The organism is Arthrobacter sp. Soil782, assembly GCF_001428435.1.
GTDB classification, from domain to species: Bacteria; Actinomycetota; Actinomycetes; order Actinomycetales; family Micrococcaceae; genus Arthrobacter_D; species Arthrobacter_D parietis.
In genome coordinates this window covers 36,995-58,358 of record NZ_LMSO01000010.1, presented here as the reverse complement: position 1 = coordinate 58,358, position 21,364 = coordinate 36,995, and the positions used below count along the sequence as shown (strand labels likewise).

Annotated in this window: 22 protein-coding genes; 2 read left to right on the top strand and 20 right to left on the bottom strand. The window is 63.6% G+C overall.

Translation table 11 applies throughout. The features are described 5' to 3' along the window. Nucleotides 1-3: 3 nt before the first annotated feature. From ASH00_RS13715 to pyrR, 3 genes are read right to left on the bottom strand one after another with little or no spacing between them, the layout of a single operon-like run. Nucleotides 4-1,323 carry a dihydroorotase gene (locus tag ASH00_RS13715; RefSeq protein ID WP_056549437.1) on the bottom strand — a complete coding sequence of 440 codons (1,320 nt, stop codon included), beginning with the start codon at nucleotides 1,321-1,323 and terminating at the stop codon, nucleotides 4-6. Next, entirely contained in the window at nucleotides 1,320-2,321 is a 1,002-nt protein-coding gene (locus ASH00_RS13710) for an aspartate carbamoyltransferase catalytic subunit (protein WP_056549435.1), read from the bottom strand. Before ASH00_RS13710 ends, ASH00_RS13715 begins: the two co-directional genes overlap by 4 nt. Beyond that, nucleotides 2,318-2,893 (bottom strand): bifunctional pyr operon transcriptional regulator/uracil phosphoribosyltransferase PyrR, encoded by a 576-nt coding sequence (gene pyrR, locus ASH00_RS13705; protein WP_056549433.1) that lies wholly within the window; start codon nucleotides 2,891-2,893, stop codon nucleotides 2,318-2,320. The genes ASH00_RS13710 and pyrR overlap by 4 nt, the downstream gene beginning before the upstream one ends. A 98-nt stretch (nucleotides 2,894-2,991) precedes the next feature. Here pyrR and ASH00_RS13700 point away from each other — a divergent pair, with 98 nt between their 5' ends. Further along, nucleotides 2,992-4,260, top strand: coding sequence for a PrsW family intramembrane metalloprotease (locus tag ASH00_RS13700; protein ID WP_082566153.1), 1,269 nt, complete (start codon nucleotides 2,992-2,994; stop codon nucleotides 4,258-4,260). A 37-nt stretch (nucleotides 4,261-4,297) separates the two neighbouring features. Here the strand turns inward: ASH00_RS13700 and nusB are convergent, their stop codons facing one another. From nusB to ASH00_RS13635, 13 genes are all read right to left on the bottom strand, one after another. After that, nucleotides 4,298-4,708 (bottom strand): transcription antitermination factor NusB, encoded by a 411-nt coding sequence (gene nusB / locus ASH00_RS13695; RefSeq protein ID WP_056549429.1) that lies wholly within the window; start codon nucleotides 4,706-4,708, stop codon nucleotides 4,298-4,300. Then, the gene (gene efp / locus ASH00_RS13690) at nucleotides 4,705-5,268 is read right to left on the bottom strand and encodes an elongation factor P (RefSeq protein ID WP_056549427.1); all 564 of its coding nucleotides are present in this window, start codon (nucleotides 5,266-5,268) and stop codon (nucleotides 4,705-4,707) included. Before efp ends, nusB begins: the two co-directional genes overlap by 4 nt. A gap of 120 nt (nucleotides 5,269-5,388) precedes the next feature. Then, a complete protein-coding gene (gene aroB, locus ASH00_RS13685) occupies nucleotides 5,389-6,480 on the bottom strand; it encodes a 3-dehydroquinate synthase (protein ID WP_056549425.1) in 1,092 nt (363 codons plus the stop codon). Next, nucleotides 6,477-7,028: a shikimate kinase gene (locus tag ASH00_RS13680; RefSeq protein WP_056549423.1), complete on the bottom strand. Its 552-nt coding sequence runs from the start codon at nucleotides 7,026-7,028 to the stop codon at nucleotides 6,477-6,479. Before ASH00_RS13680 ends, aroB begins: the two co-directional genes overlap by 4 nt. Further along, complete coding sequence (aroC, locus tag ASH00_RS13675; RefSeq protein WP_056549421.1) at nucleotides 7,028-8,227, bottom strand: chorismate synthase; 1,200 nt, start codon at nucleotides 8,225-8,227, stop codon at nucleotides 7,028-7,030. Before aroC ends, ASH00_RS13680 begins: the two co-directional genes overlap by 1 nt. Before the next feature lie 31 nt (nucleotides 8,228-8,258). Continuing rightward, entirely contained in the window at nucleotides 8,259-9,158 is a 900-nt protein-coding gene (locus ASH00_RS13670) for a shikimate dehydrogenase family protein (RefSeq protein ID WP_056549418.1), read from the bottom strand. Continuing rightward, a complete protein-coding gene (gene mltG / locus ASH00_RS13665) occupies nucleotides 9,159-10,382 on the bottom strand; it encodes an endolytic transglycosylase MltG (RefSeq protein ID WP_056549416.1) in 1,224 nt (407 codons plus the stop codon). Then, nucleotides 10,379-10,954: a Holliday junction resolvase RuvX gene (ruvX, locus tag ASH00_RS13660; protein WP_056549414.1), complete on the bottom strand. Its 576-nt coding sequence runs from the start codon at nucleotides 10,952-10,954 to the stop codon at nucleotides 10,379-10,381. The genes mltG and ruvX overlap by 4 nt, the downstream gene beginning before the upstream one ends. Before the next feature lie 17 nt (nucleotides 10,955-10,971). Beyond that, a complete protein-coding gene (alaS, locus tag ASH00_RS13655) occupies nucleotides 10,972-13,650 on the bottom strand; it encodes an alanine--tRNA ligase (RefSeq protein ID WP_056549413.1) in 2,679 nt (892 codons plus the stop codon). A 60-nt stretch (nucleotides 13,651-13,710) separates the two neighbouring features. Continuing rightward, nucleotides 13,711-13,938 carry a hypothetical protein gene (locus tag ASH00_RS13650; protein ID WP_056549412.1) on the bottom strand — a complete coding sequence of 76 codons (228 nt, stop codon included), beginning with the start codon at nucleotides 13,936-13,938 and terminating at the stop codon, nucleotides 13,711-13,713. A 48-nt stretch (nucleotides 13,939-13,986) separates the two neighbouring features. Then, entirely contained in the window at nucleotides 13,987-14,361 is a 375-nt protein-coding gene (locus tag ASH00_RS13645; RefSeq protein ID WP_056549411.1) for a DUF948 domain-containing protein, read from the bottom strand. Between the two features lie 151 nt (nucleotides 14,362-14,512). Beyond that, entirely contained in the window at nucleotides 14,513-15,139 is a 627-nt protein-coding gene (gene rpsD / locus ASH00_RS13640) for a 30S ribosomal protein S4 (RefSeq protein ID WP_056549410.1), read from the bottom strand. A gap of 231 nt (nucleotides 15,140-15,370) precedes the next feature. Further along, nucleotides 15,371-16,819, bottom strand: coding sequence for a replication-associated recombination protein A (locus ASH00_RS13635; protein WP_056549409.1), 1,449 nt, complete (start codon nucleotides 16,817-16,819; stop codon nucleotides 15,371-15,373). A 60-nt stretch (nucleotides 16,820-16,879) separates the two neighbouring features. Here ASH00_RS13635 and ASH00_RS13630 point away from each other — a divergent pair, with 60 nt between their 5' ends. Then, entirely contained in the window at nucleotides 16,880-17,557 is a 678-nt protein-coding gene (locus ASH00_RS13630; RefSeq protein ID WP_056549408.1) for an acVLRF1 family peptidyl-tRNA hydrolase, read from the top strand. Between the two features lie 10 nt (nucleotides 17,558-17,567). On the opposite strand, the gene rpe is transcribed toward ASH00_RS13630, so the two are convergent. Genes rpe through def form a run of 4 tightly spaced genes read right to left on the bottom strand, consistent with a single transcriptional unit; the run spans nucleotide 17,568 to nucleotide 21,273 of the window. Continuing rightward, nucleotides 17,568-18,236, bottom strand: a complete 669-nt coding sequence (gene rpe / locus ASH00_RS13625; RefSeq protein WP_056549406.1) for a ribulose-phosphate 3-epimerase — start codon at nucleotides 18,234-18,236, stop codon at nucleotides 17,568-17,570. Nucleotides 18,237-18,278: 42 nt separating this feature from the next. Further along, nucleotides 18,279-19,775, bottom strand: coding sequence for an RsmB/NOP family class I SAM-dependent RNA methyltransferase (locus ASH00_RS13620; RefSeq protein WP_235563318.1), 1,497 nt, complete (start codon nucleotides 19,773-19,775; stop codon nucleotides 18,279-18,281). Continuing rightward, nucleotides 19,772-20,689, bottom strand: coding sequence for a methionyl-tRNA formyltransferase (gene fmt / locus ASH00_RS13615; RefSeq protein WP_056549402.1), 918 nt, complete (start codon nucleotides 20,687-20,689; stop codon nucleotides 19,772-19,774). The genes ASH00_RS13620 and fmt overlap by 4 nt, the downstream gene beginning before the upstream one ends. After that, nucleotides 20,686-21,273 (bottom strand): peptide deformylase, encoded by a 588-nt coding sequence (gene def / locus ASH00_RS13610; RefSeq protein ID WP_056549611.1) that lies wholly within the window; start codon nucleotides 21,271-21,273, stop codon nucleotides 20,686-20,688. The genes fmt and def overlap by 4 nt, the downstream gene beginning before the upstream one ends. Nucleotides 21,274-21,364 lie beyond the last annotated feature (91 nt).

Genomic DNA, 21,364 nt, shown 5'->3' with positions numbered 1-21,364 from the left:
GCTTCATTCCCCTTGTGCATCGGGATGCGGTGTGTTGAGCCGCCCTTCGAGCACGGTCGGATGCCCGGCGAAGAAGGTTGCGACGACGGCGCCTGGCAACTCAAGGCCGGCGAAGGGACTGTTACGGCCCTTGGTAGCCATCTTATGGGGATCGACCGTCCACCGGGCTGCTGGATCCACCAGTGTGAGATTTGCCATCTCGCCGACCTCCAGCGGTCTTCCCTGCGTCTCCACCCTGCCGATGCGCGCAGGGAGCATGGACGTCGCATCGGCAAAACGCGACCAATCCATGAGTCCGGTCTCGATCATGCTGTGCTGCACGACAGACAGAGCGGTTTCCAGGCCCGTCATGCCCATTGCGGCCTGCGCCCACTCGCACTCCTTGTATTCGGAGGGGTGCGGCGCGTGATCAGTGCCGACGACGTCGATGGTTCCGTCAGCCAGCGCCTCGCGGAGAGCCGTGACGTCGTCGTCCGTGCGCAGCGGCGGGTTCACCTTGTAGACGGGATCCCAGGAACGGACAAGTTCGTCGGTCAGCAGCAGGTGGTGCGGCGTGACTTCTGCGGTCACCTTCACGCCGCGCTGTTTCGCCCATCGGATGATGTCAACCGACCCGGCCGTTGAAACATGGCAGACGTGGAGCCGTGAATCAACGTGCTGCGCCAGCAGCACGTCACGAGCAATAATGCTCTCCTCGGCAACCGCCGGCCAACCCGCCAGCCCGAGGACTGCAGAGACGGCGCCCTCATTCATCTGTGCGCCCTCGGTGAGCCTCGGCTCCTGCGCGTGCTGGGCGACTACGCCGTCGAACGCCTTCACGTATTCCAGTGCGCGCCGCATCAGCACCGGATCTGACACACAGATACCGTCGTCGGAAAATACCCTGACCCTGGCACGCGACTCCGCCATCGCGCCAAGCTCCGCGAGCCTCTCCCCGGCAAGCCCGACTGTGACCGCACCCACCGGACGTACGTCTACCCACCCGGCGCGCCTCCCGAGTGCATGAACCTGCTCAACCACGCCAGCGGTGTCTGCCACGGGCATGCTGTTGGCCATCGCGTGCACGGCTGTATAGCCCCCCAGCGCAGCTGCCCGGGTACCGGTCTCCACTGTCTCCGCATCTTCGCGTCCCGGTTCCCGAAGGTGTGTGTGGATGTCCACCATTCCGGGTAGTAGGATCAACCCGTCGGCATCAAGAACGACGGCGCCGGCAGCTGAAAGGGATCGCCCTCGGTCAGCTATGCGTCCATCTGAAACCAGTACGTCTACACCGGCCTCCCCCGTGGCGATGGTGGCGCCCTTGATCAGGTAGCTGGTACTCATACTGTTATTGCCTCCTGGGCGGGTGTGGGCTGCGCGGAATCATCGCCCGACAGCAGCAGGTAGAGAACGGCCATCCGGACGGATACGCCGTTGCGCACCTGGGCGAGCACGGTTGAACGGGGAGAATCAGCCGCAGCTGAGGAAATCTCGAGGCCCCGGTTCATGGGGCCCGGATGCATGATGATGGTGTCCTTGCCGGCAGAGGCCTCCAGCGCTGCCAGCCGCTCATCGTCGAAGCCCCAGGTGCGGGCGTATTCACGGGTCGAGGGGAAGAAGGCAGCGTTCATCCGCTCGCCTTGAACCCGGAGCATCATGACCGCGTGCGGACCGGTCGCCAGTACCTCGTCAAGATCGAAGCTGACCCGGCAGGGCCAGGTATCAATACCGACGGGCAGCAGGGTCGGAGGCGCCACGAGGGTCACCTCCGCACCGAGTGTGGTGAGCAGCCAGAGGTTGGAGCGCGCAACCCGCGAGTGCAGAACGTCACCCACAATCGCGATGCGCAGCCCCCGCAGGTCCTCACCGAGGGATGGAAGTCCTGCGATCTTCGACCAGTGCCTGCGAAGCGTGAAGGCATCGAGCAGCGCCTGGGTGGGATGCTCGTGGGTTCCATCGCCCGCATTGATGACGGAGGCGTCGATCCAGTCCGAGGCAGCAAGCCGGGCGGGAGCCCCGGATGCCCAGTGCCTGATGACCACGGCATCGGCACTCATCGCCTCAAGGGTCTGCGCCGTGTCCTTGAGTGACTCGCCCTTGGAAACCGAGGAGCCCTTCGCAGCGAAGTTGATCACATCAGCGGACAGCCGCTTCGCTGCGGCTTCGAAAGAGATACGGGTCCGTGTCGAGTCCTCGAAGAAGAGATTCACGACGGTCCGTCCACGCAGCGCCGGCAGCTTCTTCACTTCCCGCTCACCGACAGCCGCCATTTCTTCGGCAGTGTCGAGGATCCGGATAGCTTGCGTTCCCTGCAGGTTCTCGGTCGACAGGAGGTGCTTCATGCCGGTCCTTCAATGATTACTTCGTCGACGGAATCGATCTCGCTGATCCGCACACGAACCTTTTCTGCGGACGAGGTAGGAAGATTCTTTCCAACGTGATCCGCTCGAATAGGGAGTTCACGGTGCCCGCGGTCCACCAGAACGGCCAAGCGGACAATTCGGGGTCTTCCGACGTCGACAATTGCGTCAAGCGCTGCCCGGATCGTGCGGCCGGAGTAGAGCACGTCATCCACCAGCACGACAACCTTGTCGTCGATGCCGGAAGACGGAAGCTCTGTCGGACCCGGTGGACGGGTGGGGTGCTTGCGTAGGTCGTCACGGAACATCGTGACATCGAGGCGGCCGACAATGCGCCCGGGGTTCACAGTGGGGTCGGTGCGCGCGATCTTGCGGGCGAGCCTTTGCGCGATGGGAAAACCGCGGCGGGGAATGCCCAGCAGTACGAGGTCTTCTGCGCCCTTGTTGGCTTCGAGGATTTCGTGCGCGATCCGTGTCAGGGCACGATCGATATCAGCGTCACCGAGGACCGTGCGGAACACGGAGCCTCCGGTGTGAGGGCTGGGTACACTCATGGGACGCGTCCTCCTTCTCCGCCTCACGGGACGGCCTTTAAAGGGTTGGGCTGCGCGTTCAAAACTATCACAGCCGCGCCACCGCCTATCCTGTGGGAATGAGTATGAACGCCGGGCGCCCCTACTTGGAGCCACGTCGGACGGTACAACCGGCGGCACAGCCGCCGCTGGGAATGTGGCAGCAGGTAAGTCCGGGACCACCGATTCCATCGCCTGCCCACCCGCCCGCCGGAATGCAATCACTTGGCAGGGAGCGCTCCCGTCAGGTGCGCGCCGCCGTCGTCAATGGTTTGCTGCTCGTTTTTGCGGCCCTCATTCTTGGTGGAGTGGCGGTGCTCGTGACGGTGCAGTTGGGAGCGGCTGCACTGGTTCTATGCGCCGCTCTTGCACTGGTGCCGCTGGCAATCTGCCTGGCCGGCATCCGCTGGGTGGACCGGTGGGACCCGGAACCGCGGGGCGCCCTGACTTTCGCTTTCCTCTGGGGAGCAGGAACGTCGGTGGCTGTCACGCTCCTGCTAGGGCCCGTCGTCACGGCGCTTCTGAGCGTAGGGCTGGAGGGAACGAGTTACGACATCATCGGTCCTGTCTTCCAGGCTCCGCTGGTGGAAGAAGCAGCCAAGGGTCTCGGCGTACTGATTCTTGCTCTGTCCCGACGTACCCATTTTGACGGGCCGGTGGACGGGATGGTCTATGCCGGAACTGTCGCCGCGGGCTTCGCGTTCACCGAGAATATCCTCTACTTCGGATCGGCGATCACTGACCCTGCAGGGCTCGGCGGACTAATTACGGTGTTTGTGATGCGGGGATTGTTCTCACCGTTCGCCCATGTGATGTTCACCGGTGCGCTGGGAGTTGTCCTAGGGATGGCCGTCGCGAAAGGCCGTGGGAAGGGCCGGCTGCTGGGTGCGTTTGCTATCGGGCTGCTTCCCGCCATCGCCGGTCACATGCTGTGGAACGGCGGCCTGGTGGTCCTGTTCACCGACTTCTTCTCGTTCTATTTCCTGGTTCAGGTGCCGCTATTCCTCGTGGTGATCGCAGTCGTGCTTGGTTTGCGCCGCGCTGAACGGACAGTAACATATCAGCACCTGGCGGAGTACTCCGGTGCCGGTTGGCTCACCAATCAGGAGTTGGAGATGGTTGCAGCGCCGCGCGGTCGGTCATCGGCGATGGCGTGGGCGCGGGCCGTCGGCGCGGGTCCTGGTATGAAGCAATTCATCAACACCGGCGTCCGTCTGGCCTTTGTGCGTCAGCGTCTCCGCGCGGGCCATGCCGCCACGCAGGATCCGCAGCTGGAGGTCCACCTCCTACACGAACTGGACGTGGCCCGCCGCCGGATCCTCAACGCGGCTTCAGCGCGCAGGGTCTGAGTTCCCGGCGCAGCCTTCCGGTCCAAGCAGCTGGAAACTACGCCAGCAGCGTGGGTTTGAGCTGCTGGAGCCTGCCCAGCAAGCCGTTGATGAACGTGGGCGACTCATCGGTCGACAACATGGTTGCCAGCTGCACAGCCTCGCTCACAGCGACGGTGTCCGGAACATCCTCGTTGTACAGCAGTTCCCAGGCGCCGACCCTGAGGATCATACGGTCCACCGCGGGCATTCGATCAAGCGTCCACCCCTGCGAATACGTGCCGAGGAACTCATCGATCTGCGTGCCGTGGGCCATCACGCCTTCGATGATCTCCACCGAGTACTCATTGATGACGGTGTCCGTTTTCTCGCGGCGTGCCTGCAGGGCTTCCAGGGGAGAAACGGACCTCTGCTCCGCCTCGAACAGGATATCCATGGCCCTGCGCCGCGCCTTACTCCGGGCGCTCACTCGTTGACGCGTCCCAGGTACTCACCGGAGCGGGTGTCGACCTTCACTTTGGTCCCGGTTTCCAGGAAAAGGGGCACCTGGATCTCGTACCCGGTTTCAACGGTGGCCGGCTTGGTGCCGCCGGTAGAGCGATCGCCCTGCAGCCCTCGCTCCGTGTAAGTGATTTCAAGGACCACCGACGGCGGCAGTTCGAGGTAGAGCGGCGAACCCTCGTGCATGGCGATGGTCGCCATCTGGCTTTCGAGCATGAAATTTTCCGCACTGCCCACGGTAGCGCCGGGAACGGTGATCTGGTCATAGTCCGTCGTGTCCATGAACACGAAGTCGTCGCCGTCCTTGTACAGGTACTGGTAGTCGCGGCGGTCCACGGTGGCAGTTTCGATCTTGAGCCCGGCGTTGAAGGTTTTGTCGACGACCTTGCCGGATAGGATGTTGCGGAGCTTCGTACGGACAAATGCGCCGCCCTTGCCCGGCTTCACGTGCTGGAACTCAAGCACATTCCAGAGGTTTCCCTCAAGCTTGAGAACAGTGCCGTTCTTGATGTCATTCGTGGTAGCCACGGATTCTCTTTCGTCGATTCACTGATGTTTGGCTTACGTCGCAGCAGGCGCAGTACAGGACTGTTCAGGAACTGCCCGCCAAAAGACCGAAGACCAGTCTACCCTGCCCGTGTAACCGGATCAGGAAGCGATTTCCTGGTACGCGGCGAAGAGGAGTGATGTGTCCGGGACCTCAAGAATCGCAGGCCGGGCAACATCATCGAGCACCACGAACCGCAGCAGATCACCCCGTGCCTTCTTGTCCCGCCGCATGCCGTCCAGGAGTGTTGCCCAGCGATCACGCCGGTACGTCACGGGAAGGCCCAGCGTTTCCAGGATCGAGCGGTGTTTGTCTGCGGTGGAATCATCCAGGCGGCCAACCATCCGGGACAGTTCCGCTGCGAAGACGAGGCCTACCGAGACGGCGGCTCCGTGCCGCCAGGAGTAGCGTTCCGCCAGTTCGATCGCGTGCCCCAGCGTGTGCCCGTAGTTCAGGAATTCGCGCCGGCCGGACTCCTTGAGGTCCTCGGAAACCACAGCAGCCTTCACAGCGATTGAACGCTCTACGAGTTCGCGTACGGCGCCGCTGGTGGGGTCCTTGACCGCTTCCGGGTCGGACTCCACCAACTCGAGGATTCGGGGGTCCGCAATGAATCCGCACTTCACAACCTCGGCCATGCCGGTGATCAATTCATTGGCCGGAAGTGTCTGAAGAGCGTCCAGATCGGCGAGAACTCCCGCCGGCGGATGAAAAGACCCGACCAGGTTCTTGCCCTCGGCGGTGTTGATCCCGGTCTTACCGCCAACGGCGGCGTCCACCATGCCGAGCAGGGTGGTCGGCAGGTGCACGACCTTGACCCCGCGCAGCCAGGTTGCGGCAACGAAGCCGGCGACGTCGGTGACCGCACCTCCACCAACAGCCACGATGGCATCGGACCGCGTGAAATCGTTCTGGCCAAGTACCTGCCAGCAGAATGCCGCCACCTGAATGTGCTTGCCTTCTTCGGCGTCCGGAATCTCTGCTGTGACCGCAGTGAATCCATCTCCGGCCAACTGCTCCCGAACGGTATCTCCTGTAGATCGCAGGGCTCGGGGGTGAACCACCAGGACACGCCGGACCCGCTCGCCGAGCAGCGGTGAGAGCCGGTCCAGCAGGCCATGCCCGACGACGACGTCGTAGTTCTCCGCCGCGGAACTTCCCGTGATGCGGATGGCAGTAGGTTCAGCGGTCATGGCCGTTGGTCCTTATCTTCAGTAAGAATGTGGTTGCGCAGGTGGATTTCGAGACGGTCGGCAACTGCTTCTTCGGACGCATTCCGTGTATCTATCACCGTGTCTGCCAAAGCTTCGTAGAGAGGACGGCGCTCCTGCTCAAGCCGAGCCCAGGTCTCGCCAGGGTCCTGGGCCAGCAATGGCCTGCCGGTGTCGCCGCTGAGCCGCGGCAGGACGGTCAAAAGGTCCGCGTCGAGGAAGACCACGAAAGCTGATCCAAGAAGCCGCCGCGTCCCTTCGTTGAGGACCGCTCCTCCCCCGAGGGAAATGACTGTGCCTGGTTCCGCTGCCGTGAGGACCTCAGACACGATGCCGGCCTCGAGTAGCCGGAAGCCCGGTTCGCCGATTTCAGCAAAAATGGCAGGAATCGGGCCATGGCGGTCGACGATCGCTGCGTCCGTATCGACGAATCGCCAGCCATGCCTGGACGCGATCCGACGCCCGACGGTCGATTTTCCCGTGGCCATGAGCCCGATGAGCACCAGCGGTTTATGGGCCGCCGGATGCATCAGGGCGCAACCGAATTCAGGGACGCCGGGATGCTCTCCAGGTATGAATTAAGGTTGCGCTTCGTTTCCGCCACAGAGTCGCCCCCGAACTTCTCCGTGACCGCTTCTGCGAGGACCAGGGCAACCATGGCCTCGGCGACTACACCCGCCGCGGGCACAGCACACACATCGGAACGCTGGTGGTGAGCCCTGGCGGCGTCACCGGTACTTACATCGATTGTCTGGAGGGCTCGCGGAACCGTTGCGATGGGTTTCATGGCTGCTCGCACGCGCAGGACATCACCGATGCTCATACCGCCCTCGATCCCGCCTGCCCTGTTGGTTGTGCGCCCGATCCGCCCGGACTGTTCCCGCACGATTTCATCATGCGCCGCCGAGCCCCGCCGCCGGGCAGTCTCGAAGCCGTCGCCCACCTCAACGCCCTTAATGGCCTGAATACCCATCAGCGCACCCGCGAGGCGGGCGTCGAGCCGGCGGTCCCAGTGGACATAGCTTCCCAGTCCGGGAGGAAGCCCATAGGCGAGAACCTCGACCACCCCACCGAGTGTCTCACCCTCCTTGTGGGCGGCATCTACTTCGGCCACCATTGCGGTAGAGGTTTCGCGGTCAAAGCAGCGCAGGGGATCTTCATCCAGTGCCAGGACGTCCCGGGGGCCCGGCAGTTCGGATCCTTCCGGAACGGCGACGGACGCCACACCGACGGTGTGGCTGACGAGCTCGATGCCGAGGGACGACAGGAATTGGGCTGCAACGGCGCCCAACGCTACGCGAGCGGCCGTCTCCCTTGCACTGGCGCGTTCAAGCACCGGCCGCGCCTCATCGAAGCCATACTTCTGCATGCCGGTGAAATCCGCGTGGCCGGGCCGGGGCCGGGTGAGAGGTGCGTTACGCGCGGATTCCTGCAGTACTCCTGCATCCACCGGATCCGCCGACATGACCTGTTCCCACTTGGGCCATTCGGTGTTTCCCACCTCGATGGCCACCGGGCCACCCTGGGTCAGTCCGTGGCGGACTCCCCCGACAATTCGGACTTCGTCCTGTTCGAATTTCATCCGGGCGCCGCGGCCATAGCCGAGCCGGCGGCGGGCCAGAGCGGACTGGATAGCCTCACTGGTGATCTCAACACCCGCGGGCATTCCCTCAATGATTCCGACCAGAGCAGGGCCGTGGGATTCCCCGGCCGTCAACCAACGCAACATAGGTCCATCCTGCCACGGCCCAAGGGCGCCGCTAGCGCCGGGGCGCCCCCACCGCGTCACACATCACATTTATGACAGCGGACTCCTCGCGAAAGGCATCCCCGGCGAAGAGTTTCACCTGCTCCACAGCCTGATAGAGGAGCATCTCAAGGCCTGGAACAATGACGCCGCCAAGCGAGGACCACGCCCGGGCCAGGGCGCTGGGCCAAGGGTCGTAGGCCACATCGAGAAGTACGCGAGGGTCGGAGTCATTCCGAAGTCCAGCATAGTCTCGCGCTGCTGCCGCACCCAGTGCGCCGGCAAGCTCATCCGCCCCGTGCGGCGGCAGCGTAGAGATCACCAGCGACGAGCTTCCGCAGAGCTCTGCGGCTTCGCTGAACCCGCTGAGCTTCACGGCGATACCGAGCCGCCGACCTAGTTTAACCAGGGATTCTGCCTTCTGCGGTGATCTGGCGCAGATCTGCGCCCGCTCGACTCCCATGCGTGCCAGCGCGGCGACGGCCGCTGAGGCCGTCCCGCCGGCACCGAGCACCAGGGCCACCTTCGGGGACGCGCCTGCGTGGCGTACCGCACGGACGATCCCTTCGATGTCGGTGTTGTAGCCCATCAGACGCCGCTGTTGGCCCGTCCCAACAGCGCGCACGGTATTGATTACCCCGAGTTCAGCGACCCCTGGCCCAAGCTCATCCATAAGCGGCAGGGAAGCAGCCTTGTGAGGCATGGTGACAGACAGCCCGCGCCAGGCAGGATTCGCCCTGACCTCAGCCAGCCTGTCCTTGAGCGAATCCGGCGAAGTGTCGATTGCCGTGTAACTGCAGTCAAGACCCAGGAAGGCGTAGGCAGCGCTGTGAAGGATCGGTGATTTCGAATGCGCGATGGGTTGGCCGATAACTCCGGCCCGGTACTGGGCCGACGTCTGATCGGGAACCACCTATTCGCACCTTCCGACATTGTCAGCGCACCACGCCTGGTACTCCGCGACATACCGTGCATGTTCGGCAAGCGTTTCCGAGAACTTGGTTTCACCGGAGTCCAGGTTGACGGTCACCCAGTAGTAGTAGGGCACATCGGCTGGGTTGACCGCAGCCTCGATCGCTTCCGCGCTGGGTGACCCGATAGGGCCGACAGGCAGTCCCTCGTTGGCGTACGTGTTGTACGGGTTCGAGGTGTCGGCCTTTTCCTCGGGCGTCAGATTGTAGCTCTTGCGTCCAAGCCCATAGGTCACCGTCGCATCAGACTGGATCAAACCGTTTGTCTCCGTATTGTCCGGACCCAGTCGGTTCATGATGGCGCCGGCTACCTGCGCGTAATCGGCCTGGCCGGCCTCGGCCTGGACGATGCTCGCGATAGTCAGGATGCGGTACTGCTCGGCTGGGTCGGTGACTCCTGCATCCTCAAGGGCCGCCTTGGTGTTGTCGACCATCTGTTGGATCACTTCAGTGGCGGTTACATCAAGATCGAAGCGGTACTCGCCGGGATAGAGATACCCTTCCAGGCTGGGTGACTGTTCGGGAATGCCGAACTGTGTTGGGTCCTCGGCTAACGCCTCAAATTCCTCACGCGGTATCCCGGTTGACTCGGCCAGGATGTCGAAGACCTCGTTCTGCCTCAAATCCCTGGCCACGGCAGCGTAGTGCACCTTGGAATCAGCGTCTGCAAGCAGCGCTTTCGCTGCTTCCTCGGAACTCATCTGGTATTTCAACTCGTAGTCGCCGGGCTGGATCACGCGACCGTCGGCAACAGAGGAAAAAGCGTTGAGGAATTCGTCTGCGCTGGCAACGATGTCCTGCTGCTCCAGACTGTTACCGACGAGCAGCGGTCCGGCGCCGGCGTCGACTGTAAAGGTCACCGACCCCGTTCCCGGGCCCGCGTAATCAGTAACTTCCCCTACACCGAGGAGGCTCCTGAGGAACATGGCGACGGCGACCACTACTCCAACGAATCCAAGGACGACCACCAGCATGACGATGGTCCTGCGCCTCCGGCGGCGCTGGCGCGCTTTGGAGGGCCGGCGGTTGCGGCGGGACGGGAGGTCTGCTTCGAAAAACTGCTCGACTGGCTCGGGGTGCACCGGGTAATGCTCCTCGAAATGATCGTCGGGGTGCTGTTCAGCTCCGTGGTCTGCTGCCGGGAAAGGAGGATGACGATGGCTCACTGCTCCTCTTTCCTCCCACTGTAGGTTTGCGAAATGTCTGACTCCTCAGATGAGGCCGACGGCGGATCAAGACTTCGCCGCCGGTCCTGAACGACCGGCTCCCCCACATCCCGCTCAAGGTTACGTTGCATGTCGATGGCATGTTGAAGGATCTCCACGGCTGCCACCTGATCTACTACCTTACGGTGTTGACGACTGTTCAAGCCAGCCTGCCGAAGCGACCTATGGGCCGAAACGGAGGAGAGCCGCTCGTCGATCAATCGCACCGGCACGTCCATGTGGGCTTCGGAGATCATGCCGGAAAGGGTCGCCGCGTAACTGCGTGCCATGGCCGTTGAGGCGGACTCGGTCCCGCTCAGGTTGCGTGGCAGCCCAACGAATACTTCAACGGCTGCCAGCTCCACAATGTTCCTGAGCAGCAGGCGCAAGTCCCTGTTCTTCCGCGAATCCCGATTGAGAGTGCAGACGGGCGTGGCGATCAGACCGTCTCTGTCACTGGCCGCAACTCCCACGCGAACCATGCCGACGTCCACGCCGATCTTGACCCCTCGAGGGTACTCTCCGGATGCCACGATGGAAGGAGCTCCTGCTACCTGGCCGCCACGGCGGCGCGGATGGACTCCAGCGCCGACTGAACCTTAGCCGGATCGGATCCGCCGCCCTGCGCCATGTCGTCCTTGCCGCCGCCCCCGCCGCCGAGGATACCTGCAGCGGTGCGCACCAGCGCACCGGCCTTCACCCCTGCTGCGCGTGCGTCCTCGTTGGTGACGACGAGGACCACCGGACGGTCCTTGCTCACTCCGGCCACAGCAACCGCAGCGGCTCCTGAGCCGAGGCGTCCCCGCAAATCGAGCGCGAGATTGCGGAGATCGTCCGCACTGCCGACTGTGCCGGCGTCGTGGATGATTAAGCGCACGCCGGCAAGGTCCTGGGCGGTAGCGACGAGCGAGGCGGCGGCGTTCGACAGCTGTTCCTTCCTCAGGCGCTCCAGTTCCTTCTCGGCTGCTTTGAGCCGGTTCAGGGTTGCGCCGAGGCGCTCCGGAAGCTGCGGGGAGGGCACCTTCAACATTTCCGAGAGCTCGGTAACCAGAGCGCGCTCAGCAGCAGCATGCCGGAAAGCGTCCATGCCGACGAGGGCCTCGACACGGCGGTTGCCGGATCCCACCGATTGGTCCCCGAGCAGTGTCAACGTACCGATCAGCGACGTTGAGTCGACGTGGGTGCCGCCGCACAATTCGCGCGACCACTCGCCATCGATTTCGACTACGCGCACCCTGTCTCCGTATGCCTCCCCGAACAGCGCCGTTGCGCCTAGTGCCTTGGCTTCATCGAGGCCCATCACCTTCGTTTCGACGGTGTGGTTGCTGCGGATAGCGAGGTTCGAGACTTCTTCGATCTCAGAGCGGGCTGCCATGCTGATGCCCTCTCCCCAGGAGAAGTCGAACCGCAAGTATCCGGCCTTGTTGAACGAACCGCGCTGCAGCGCGTCGGGGCCGAGGACCTGGTGGAGCGCAGCGTGGACAATATGTGTTCCCGAGTGTGCCTGTTCACCGGCATGGCGACGTTGACGGTCCACGGCTGCGGTAACAGGCGCACCCTGCGTGATTTCCCCCTCGCGGACAAGCGCACGGTGAACGTTCAATCCCTTGATTGGCCTCTGGACGTCCGTGACCTCCACGGTGAAGCCGTTTCCCGTGATCAGGCCGACATCCGCGGCCTGTCCACCGGCCTCGGCGTAGAACGGGGTCCGGTCGAGGATCAGTTCGATTTCCTCGCCCTGACGCGCGGCGGGAATCGACGCTCCGTTGCTGATGATGCCCCGCACCACAGCCTCACTGGTCAATTCGTCGTACCCGGTGAATACCGTCTCACCAGTTGTGAGCAGCTCGTTGAAAACCGTCATGTCAGCGTGCCCGGCCTTCTTGCCGCGCGCGTCAGCCTGCGCCCGCTGGCGCTGCTCGAGCATCAGTGCGCGGAACCCCTCGGCGTCGACTTTCACGCCGGCTTCCTCAGCCATTTCAAGGGTGAGATCGATGGGGAACCCGTAGGTGTCATGCAGGCTGAATGCGTCCTGGCCGGACAGGTTCCGGCCCGCGCTCTTTGACTCGCGGACGGCTTCCTCGAGGCGGGCCGTGCCGGAAGCGATGGTGCGCAGGAACGCCTTCTCTTCCGCATAAGCGATCCGGCTGATGCGTTCGAAGTCCCGCTCGACCTCCGGGTAGACACCCTTCATGGCGTCCCGGGAAACGGGCAGGAGCTCCGGCAGGCACGCCTTCTCAACACCCAGCAGGCGCATCGCCCTCACCGCCCGGCGTATCAGCCGTCGAAGGACGTAGCCCCTGCCTTCATTGGACGGCGTCACACCGTCGGTGATCAGCATCAGGGCTGAACGGATGTGGTCGGCCACGACACGCATCCGCACGTCGTCCTGGTGGTGCGGGTCGTCGTCGGATTCTGCACTGGTGTACTCGCGGCCGGACAGTTCCGCAGCCTTGTCCAATACAGGGCGAACCTGATCGGTCTCGTACATGTTTTCTACGCCCTGCAGCACCATTGCCAGGCGCTCCAGGCCCAGGCCGGTGTCGATATTCTTCTTGGGCAGTTCACCCGCGATGTCGAAATCATCCTTGCTGCGCACGGCCGAGAGCCGGTACTGCATGAACACGAGGTTCCAGATTTCGATGTAACGGTCTTCGTCCGCCTCCGGTCCGCCGTCCCTGCCGTACTCCTGTCCGCGGTCGTAGAAGATTTCAGAGCACGGCCCGCCGGGGCCAGGCTGGCCGGTGTTCCAGTAGTTGTCTTTCTTCCCCATCTTCTGGATTCGTCCGGCTGGGAACCCCACTTCGTCCCGCCAGATGGCCAGGGCCTCGTCGTCGTCCTGGTACACCGTGACCCACAACCGGTCGGCAGCCAGTCCGAAGCCGCCGTCTTCCACACTGCTTGTCAGCAGGTCCCACGCCATGCGTATGGCGTTCTGCTTGAAGTAGTCGCCGAAGGAGAAGTTTCCGCACATCTGAAAGAACGTGCCGTGCCTGGCGGTCTTGCCCACCTCCTCAATGTCCGCGGTACGGATGCACTTCTGGATGCTCGTCGCTCGGCTGTAGGGCGGCACCTCGCGTGCAGTCAGGTAGGGAATGAAGGGAACCATACCGGCAACAGTGAACAGCAGTGACGGGTCGCTGGACACCAGGGAGGCCGACGGCACGCGGGTGTGTCCCTGGCGTTCAAAGTAGTCGAGCCAGCGGCGGGCGATCTCTTGGGACTTCATGGGAATCCTTCGGTGTTGCGCGCGGACGGGGCGCAGCGGCGGTTTCGGGTGATGCAGGGATCAGGAACGGTGCTCGGTATCAACGCCTAGCGCAGCACGCAGATCGGTCTCGCGCTCCAGCATTCCCTGCCGGAATACGTCGGCGAAGTCGGCGACGCTGTCGGTCAGCTGCGCGACAGCACGGTTCAGTCCCTCGGGACCGACAGCCGACTTCATCGCAGATACCTTGCGTACCGCTATGACCCCGATTGCGGCACCTGCCGCGAGCCAGAAAACCCTCTTGATCATCAAGAATTCCTCGTCTGTTGTAAGTGAGTCTTGTACGCGAGGTATCGATCAACGACTACGACGCCGGGAGGCCGGCTTCCGTCTTGAGGCGAATGCGTTGCGCACCCCGTAGGAGAACGCCGCCACCTTGATGAGCGGGGATCCCACGGTGGCTGCGACCAGCGACGACAGCGCGGAGATGTTGGCCGAGGCGTCCGACACATTTGAGGTGATCCCGTCAACGTTCTTCAACTGTTGATGGGTTGTCGACACCGTGCTGGTGACCTCATCGATGAGCGGAGTGGTGCCCTCGCTCACGGACCGGATGGCCTGGCGAAGCTCATCGAAAACCTTGCCAAGCTTCCACACAGGGATGGCAAGCAGCGCGACCAGGATCGCAAAGACTCCGGCGGCAATCAGCCCGGCGATATCTCCACCTGACATTCGTGAACAACTCCTTAGTCCTCGCGCAGCGCGGGCAGGCGCCCGCGATTCCCTATGTACCTTACCTACTCAAGAGCCCGCGGCGTGCGCCGCGGGCTCTTGGGTAACTGATGTTCAGTTGTACTGCCGACACGCCGAATTCGGCGTTGGATCAGCGGGCGTAGTATTCCACCACGAGCTGCTCTTCACAGGTCACAGGGACCTCCGAGCGCTTGGGGCGGCGGACCAGGCGGGCCTGGAGCTTCTCAATCTGAACGTCAAGATACGCGGGAACTGCCGGAAGCACATCGCGGTGAGCGCCTGCTGCGGCAACCTGCAGCGGAACCATGGTCTCGCTGCGGCTGTGCACGTGGATGAGCTGCCCTTCCTTGACGCGGAACGACGGACGGTCCACGCGTGCACCGTCAACCATGATGTGGCGGTGCACCACGAGCTGGCGTGCCTGGGCGCTGGTGCGTGCGAAACCCGCCCGCAGCACAAGTGCGTCAAGGCGCATTTCGAGCAGTTCGATGAGGTTCTCACCGGTCAGGCCGGCTGTACGGCGGGCCTCTTCGAAGACGCGGGCCATCTGCGCTTCGCGGATACCGTACTGCGCGCGCAAACGCTGCTTTTCGCGCAGGCGTACTGCGTAGTCGCTGTCCTGCTTGCGGCGGGAGCGGCCGTGCTGTCCCGGTGCGTACGGACGACGCTCCAGGTACTTCTCGGCCTTCGGGGTCAGAGCAATGCCGAGGGCCCGCGAGATGCGGACCTTGCGGCGGGCACGTGTGTTGTTAGCCACGTTTACCTTTCACTGTTTTGCGGCGAAGCAGCTCACGACGGCGAACGCCGTGAGCTCTTTGGTGTCGCTGGCCTCCACGTTCGGAGAGCCGGAAGGGGCCGCTTTTCCGGTACTACAGTCCGCGGGTTCTCACTGGTGCTGCTGCCCAAGGGATCTGAGTTAATTCAGACCTGCGGGTAGCGGGCATGGATGAGCCGCGACTTGCCAGTCAACGCACTATCCTAGCAGTGCTCAGCGGTTCCGAATAATGGCGCGAAGTTTCTCCAGCCGCGCGGAAACTGTCCGTTCGGTACCCCGGTCAGTCGGAACGTAGTAGTCGGTGCCCACGAGGTCATCCGGTGCATACTGCTGGCTCGCGATTCCATGGGGTTCATCGTGTGAATAAACGTACCCTTTCCCGTGGCCCAGTTGCCGTGCGCCGGGATAGTGGGCGTCCCGAAGGTGCGCGGGTATGCCCTGCCCCTTTCCCGCCCGAACATCGGCGATAGCCCGATTGATTCCGTTGTAGGCGGCGTTTGACTTCGGTGCGGTGGCAATATGCACGACAGCTTCCGCGAGGATGATGCGGCCCTCCGGCATTCCAATCAGCTGAACGGCCTGTGCCGCTGCAACCGCTGTCTGGAGCGCAGTGGGATCTGCCATCCCGACGTCCTCCGCCGCGGAGATCATCAGTCTGCGTGCCACGAAGCGGGGGTCTTCGCCGGATTCCAGCATGCGGGCCAGGTAGTGCAGCGCGGCATCCACGTCTGAACCGCGCAGGGACTTGATGAAGGCGCTGACCACGTCATAGTGCTGGTCCCCTGCGCGGTCATAGCGCAAGGCAGCGACGTCAACAGCTTTTTCGGCATGCTGGAGCGTGATGCGGACAGGTCCAGGGTGGGCTCCTTCGCTCGCCGATGCCTCTTCCGCTTCCTCGTCTTCATCCTCGTCCGGTCCCTGTTCCGATACAGCGGAGCATGCGACGCCGGCAGCTGCCTCAAGTGCCGTCAGTCCCCGACGGGCATCGCCGGCGGCTAACCTCACCAGGTGCGCCAGCGCATCCTCCTCGAGCGCGACTTCTCCTGCCAGGCCGCGCGGGTCCTCCACGGCGCGTTGCAGCAGTGCACTGATGTCCTCTTCAGTGAGCGGCTTCAGCGTCTGCAGAAGGGAACGGGACAGCAGCGGGGAGACAACCGAGAAAGACGGGTTCTCCGTAGTGGCCGCAATGAGTACTACCCAGCCGTTCTCGACGCCGGGCAACAGCGCATCCTGCTGCGCCTTATTGAAGCGGTGGATCTCATCCAGAAAAAGAACTGTTGTGATGCGGTGCAGGTCCCGGTTGGACAGGGCTTCATCCATCACCCGGCGGACGTCCTTGACGCCTGCGGTTATTGCAGACAGTTCGACGAATTTGCGGCCCTGACCGCGCGCAATGACATGCGCCAGCGTGGTCTTTCCTGTACCGGGCGGCCCCCAAAGGATGACGGACGTCGGAGCTCCCGTGCGTGCGGCCGGTTCCCCTGCCGCCAAGGTCCGAAGCGGAGACCCCACACCGAGGAGGTGCTGCTGCCCAACCACTTCATCGACCGTGCGCGGGCGCATCCGCACCGGCAGCGGGCTGCGTGGCCGGTTGCGTTCCGTCCCCGAGGCGGTAGCCGGCTCGCCATAGCCGTCGGAGTCGAGGCTGAATAGGTCGTTCACAGTGCCAAGGCTACTGTGAACCTTCGACACCCAATGCCCACAGGTCCGAAAGGAAGCGACGTGCAGGACAAACGGTCGGTGCTGGTCACGCCCGAGCGCCTGGCCGGCTGGGTGCAGCGCTTCGGCGAGCGAAACGGAACTTTCTCTGCAGAACATGCCGATCGCAAGGCCGGCGTTGTGGTCCTGCGGGCTGCAAATGGGTGCACGGCCGAGATCGCCGCTCCCCTTGCTGTTCTCAGCCGGAGTGAGGTCTTCAGTGAACCGATGCCATCCGAGCCGCAGCCGGCGATTGAAGCACTGATCCGGGTTTCGTCGGTTCCAGTCACCGTAGGGGTGCTCCTGATCCGGCGCGGCGGCTACGGCGTCGGGATTGCAAGGGAAGGAGCCCTCATCGCTTCGAAGAACGGCACCCGCTATGTCCAGTCACGTACCGCCGCCGGCGGCTGGTCCCAGCAGCGGTTCGCCCGGCGAAGGGCCAACCAGGCTGATGCACTGGTCGATACCGCAGCAGAGCGGGCGGCTATCCTCTTCGACGCGGACCATCCTGCCTGCCTACAGCCGGGCGGCGACGCAAAGCTTCTCTCCGAGTGCCTTGAGCACGCGGGACTGGCTGCCTACCGCAGTCTCCCCCGCCTGCCCCTGCTGCCCGTACCCGACCCACGCCAGGACGTGCTCCGCCAGGCGGCTGCCGACACGCGGGCGTTGCGTATCACCCTGACCGGCATACCGCCGGCCTAAGCCCTAGTGCCTACCGGGTGTGCTGGTCAGACGCTGCCCGCCGGAGCCCCGCGATGGCCTCCGCGGGATCTTCTGCACCATAGACCGAAGACCCCGCCACGAACACCGTAGCTCCGGCTTCGGCTGCGCGGACTATGGTGTCCTTCGTGATACCCCCGTCGACCTGAATGACAAGCGGCAAATCTGAGCCGCGGATGGCCTCGGCCGCCCGCCGGATCTTGGGAAGCGTCACATCAAGGAAAGACTGTCCCCCGAAGCCGGGCTCCACTGTCATGATGAGCAGCATGTCCAGCTCGCCGAGCATGTCCAGATAGGGCTCGACGGCGGTAGCGGGGCGCAGAGCCATACCCGCGCGTGTGCCTGCTGAACGCAATTCCCGTGCCAGCCTGATCGGTGCCCGAGCCGCTTCCGCATGGAATGTGACTGAAGCGGCACCCACGGCGGCATACTCAGGTGCCCAGCGGTCGGCGTCGTCAATCATGAGGTGCACGTCCAGCGGGACCGGACTCACTGCCTGGATCCGTTTCACAACTGGAAGCCCGAGCGTGAGGTTGGGAACGAAGCTGTTGTCCATGACGTCCACGTGCACGGCGTCCGCAGTGGAAATGCGTCCGAGTTCGGACTGGAGGTTGACGAAGTCCGCCGACAGGATGCTTGGGTGAATGCAGCAGGTTCTCAATGTTCGACCTTTCTTTGGGGGTGAACCGTCGGGACTCGAACGCTAGGTTGCCCGTCGAATCAGGGCGAGGAACATGGCATCGGTACCGTGTACGTGCGGCCACAGTTGCGCCGTTGACTCATGGCCCGCGTGGAGTGAACCGCTCTTGCTCACGCCATCCAGCACCTGGCCCGCGTCCAGAAGCACGTAACCGTCCCTGCCGCGGAGGCTGTCCTGAACGACGGCCGTAGTTTCTGCGGGATGCGGCGAGCAGGTGACATAGGCCACCACACCGCCCGGACGAACCGTTTCGAGGGCCTCCGCGAGCAGAGCCCGCTGCAGGGGTCCCAGTTCCGCGAGATCGGAGGGCTGGCGGCGCCAACGGGCCTCAGGCCTGCGGCGGAGCGCACCCAGACCGGTGCACGGCGCGTCGACAAGGATGCGGTCGAATCCCTCCGGGTAGGATTCCCCAATGCTGCGCCCGTCACCCACACGTACGCTCCATACGGCCGGATCCACTGCGGCAAGGGCTTGCCGGACGAGCGCTGCACGGTGTTCGGCTGGTTCGTTTGCTACGAGCCTGTAACCGCGCTGGGCGGCGATCGCGGCCAGCAGGGCCGACTTGCCACCCGGACCGGCACACAGGTCAAGCCACTCTTCGCCGTCTTCCGGAGGATGATCAACCTCGACGGCGGCCAGGGCACGCGCGACCAGCTGGGATCCGGCGTCCTGCACTCTGATTCGGCCGGATCGAACTGACTCAAGCCGGCCGACGTCGCCGGCGGCGAACAACGCTGAATCCACCACCAGCTCGCCTGCGCGGGCACCGGCTTCCAGCGCTTCGTCGAGTTCTCCGATACCCGGCAATGCAACCAGGTTGACGACGGGCGCGGCATTGTCTGCAGCCAACAGGTCGTCGATCTCGGCGACGGAACGCCCGTGATTCACGAGGCTTTGCCGCATGGTGCGGACGATCCATTCCGGGTGGCTATGGCGCAGCGAACTGACGCGGACAGGGTCCTCAACCCCCTCTGTGAGCACGTCTAGCCACTCAGCAAAGGACTTGCGGGAAACCTTCCGCAGTACGGCATTGATCAGGGAAGATGGTCCCGCTCCAATGACGGCTCTGGCAAGCCCCACCGTCTGGTCAAGTGCTGCGTGCGGGGGGACGCGCATTGCCATCAACTGGTGGACGCCTAGCCTTAGCGCATCAAGGACAGCCGGATCAAGCTGCGCAAGCGGACGATCGACACACAGCGAGAGGATGGCGTCATACGTGCCTTGACCGCGAAGAGCCCCGTAAGCCAATTCGGTGGCGAAGCCTGCGTCCTGACGGCCAAGGCGATGCTTGCGGATGCTGGTCGGCAGCACCAGGTTCGCATAGGCGTCGTCGGCCGCGACAGCCCGCAGGACTTCGAAAGCCACGAGGCGGGCCGGATCCGCCCGCCGGGTGCGTTCTCCCGGCGCGGTCGCGGAGAACTTACGCTCACCTGACCTGTTGCGTTCGCGTCCCCGCTCATTGCGACGGCTTGATTCTCCGGACCGGTATTCAGGTGTCATTCGAAAATCAGATCCTCTCGGCGAGTTCCGCGGAACCATTCGGCAGCGGCGAGCATAGAACGGCCTGCAGGTTGAACCTCCGTCAACTGGACCGCATGCGAGCCTGTCCCCACGAGCACGGCCCCGTCCCTTTCACGAACGCGGCCCGAAGGAATCTCTCCGATGTCGGGATGAAGAAGCACTACTCCGAGCTTGACGCGCTGTCCGTCCAGCAAGGTCCATGCACCGGGTTCCGGTGTCACACCGCTGATCCGGCGCTTGATTGCGAGGGCCGGATCAGACCAACGGATTCTTCCGTCGGCGCTCGAGAGCTTGGGAGCGAGGGACACTTCGCCGCTTTGGGGAACAGGGACTGCGCGTCCCTGCTCGAGCGCGGCAAGCGTCTGGGAAAGAAGTACCGCGCCGCTCTGAGACAGGCGTTCGAGGAGGACGCCACTAGTGTCCTCGGAACGGACCGGCTCCGTCACTGTCCCGAACACCGGCCCGGTGTCCAGGCCCTCCTCGAGAAGGAACGTGGATGCCCCCGAGATGTCATCCCCGTTGATCAGCGCGTGCTGCACGGGTGCCGCACCCCGCCAGGCCGGCAGCAGCGAGAAGTGGAGGTTGATCCAACCAAACCGGGGCTGTTGCAGCGCTGCGGGTGGAACAAGGCCGCCGTATGCGACGATCGCCGCAGCATCCAGGTCCAGCGCCTTCAGGCGCTCAACAACCGGCTCGTCGATACGGTTTGCTTTGATGATCTCCAGACCTGCCTCGGCTGCAGCCTGGGCAACGGGACTCGGCGTGAGGACTTTCTTCCGCCCCACAAGGGCATCCGCCCGTGTGAGTACGGCGGCGACCTCGTGACCGGCCCAACGAAGCTCATTCAGGGACGGCACTGCCACCTGAGGCGTTCCGGCGAAAAGTATTCTCATGCGCCGGCGCCCTGGCTGCCCGGCAGGGACACTTTCATGCCGAACGCTGATCCGACGTTTCCGGACCGCTTGGATACGGTGTCGAGAGTGACGTCGCTGTAGCGTCCGTTACGGATAGCGCGCATGGCGCTGCGGCGGTCCTCGCCCGCCAGACGATCTATGTAGAGACGCCCATCAAGATGATCAGTTTCATGCTGGAAACAGCGCGCAAGCATCCCCGTGGCGTTGAGTTGCACGGGTTCTCCGGTCACGCTGAATCCCTTGAGCAGGACCTCGTCGGCGCGCGGAAGTGGGAACCCGATGCCCGGCACGGAGAGGCAGCCCTCCTGATCGTCGGCCTGCAGCCCACCGGAAGCCGTCAGCCGCGGATTGATGACGTGACCTTCTTCTCCGTCAACGGCATAAGTGAAAACCCGCAAGCCGACACCGACCTGGGGTGCCGCCAACCCTGCACCCCGCACGCTATGCATGGTCTCAACCATGTTCTGCACCAGCCGCGCCAGGTCCGGACCGTACTCGGTCACTTCCGCCGCAGGCGTCCGTAGTACGGGATCACCGATCATTCTGATACTCAGAACCGTCATCCGGTTGAACATCCTCATCTGTGCTTGGGAAATTGTCTGCGACGCCATGGACGGGAATGGAAAGCCGCCGACCACGCCCTTTTGTCCAGAA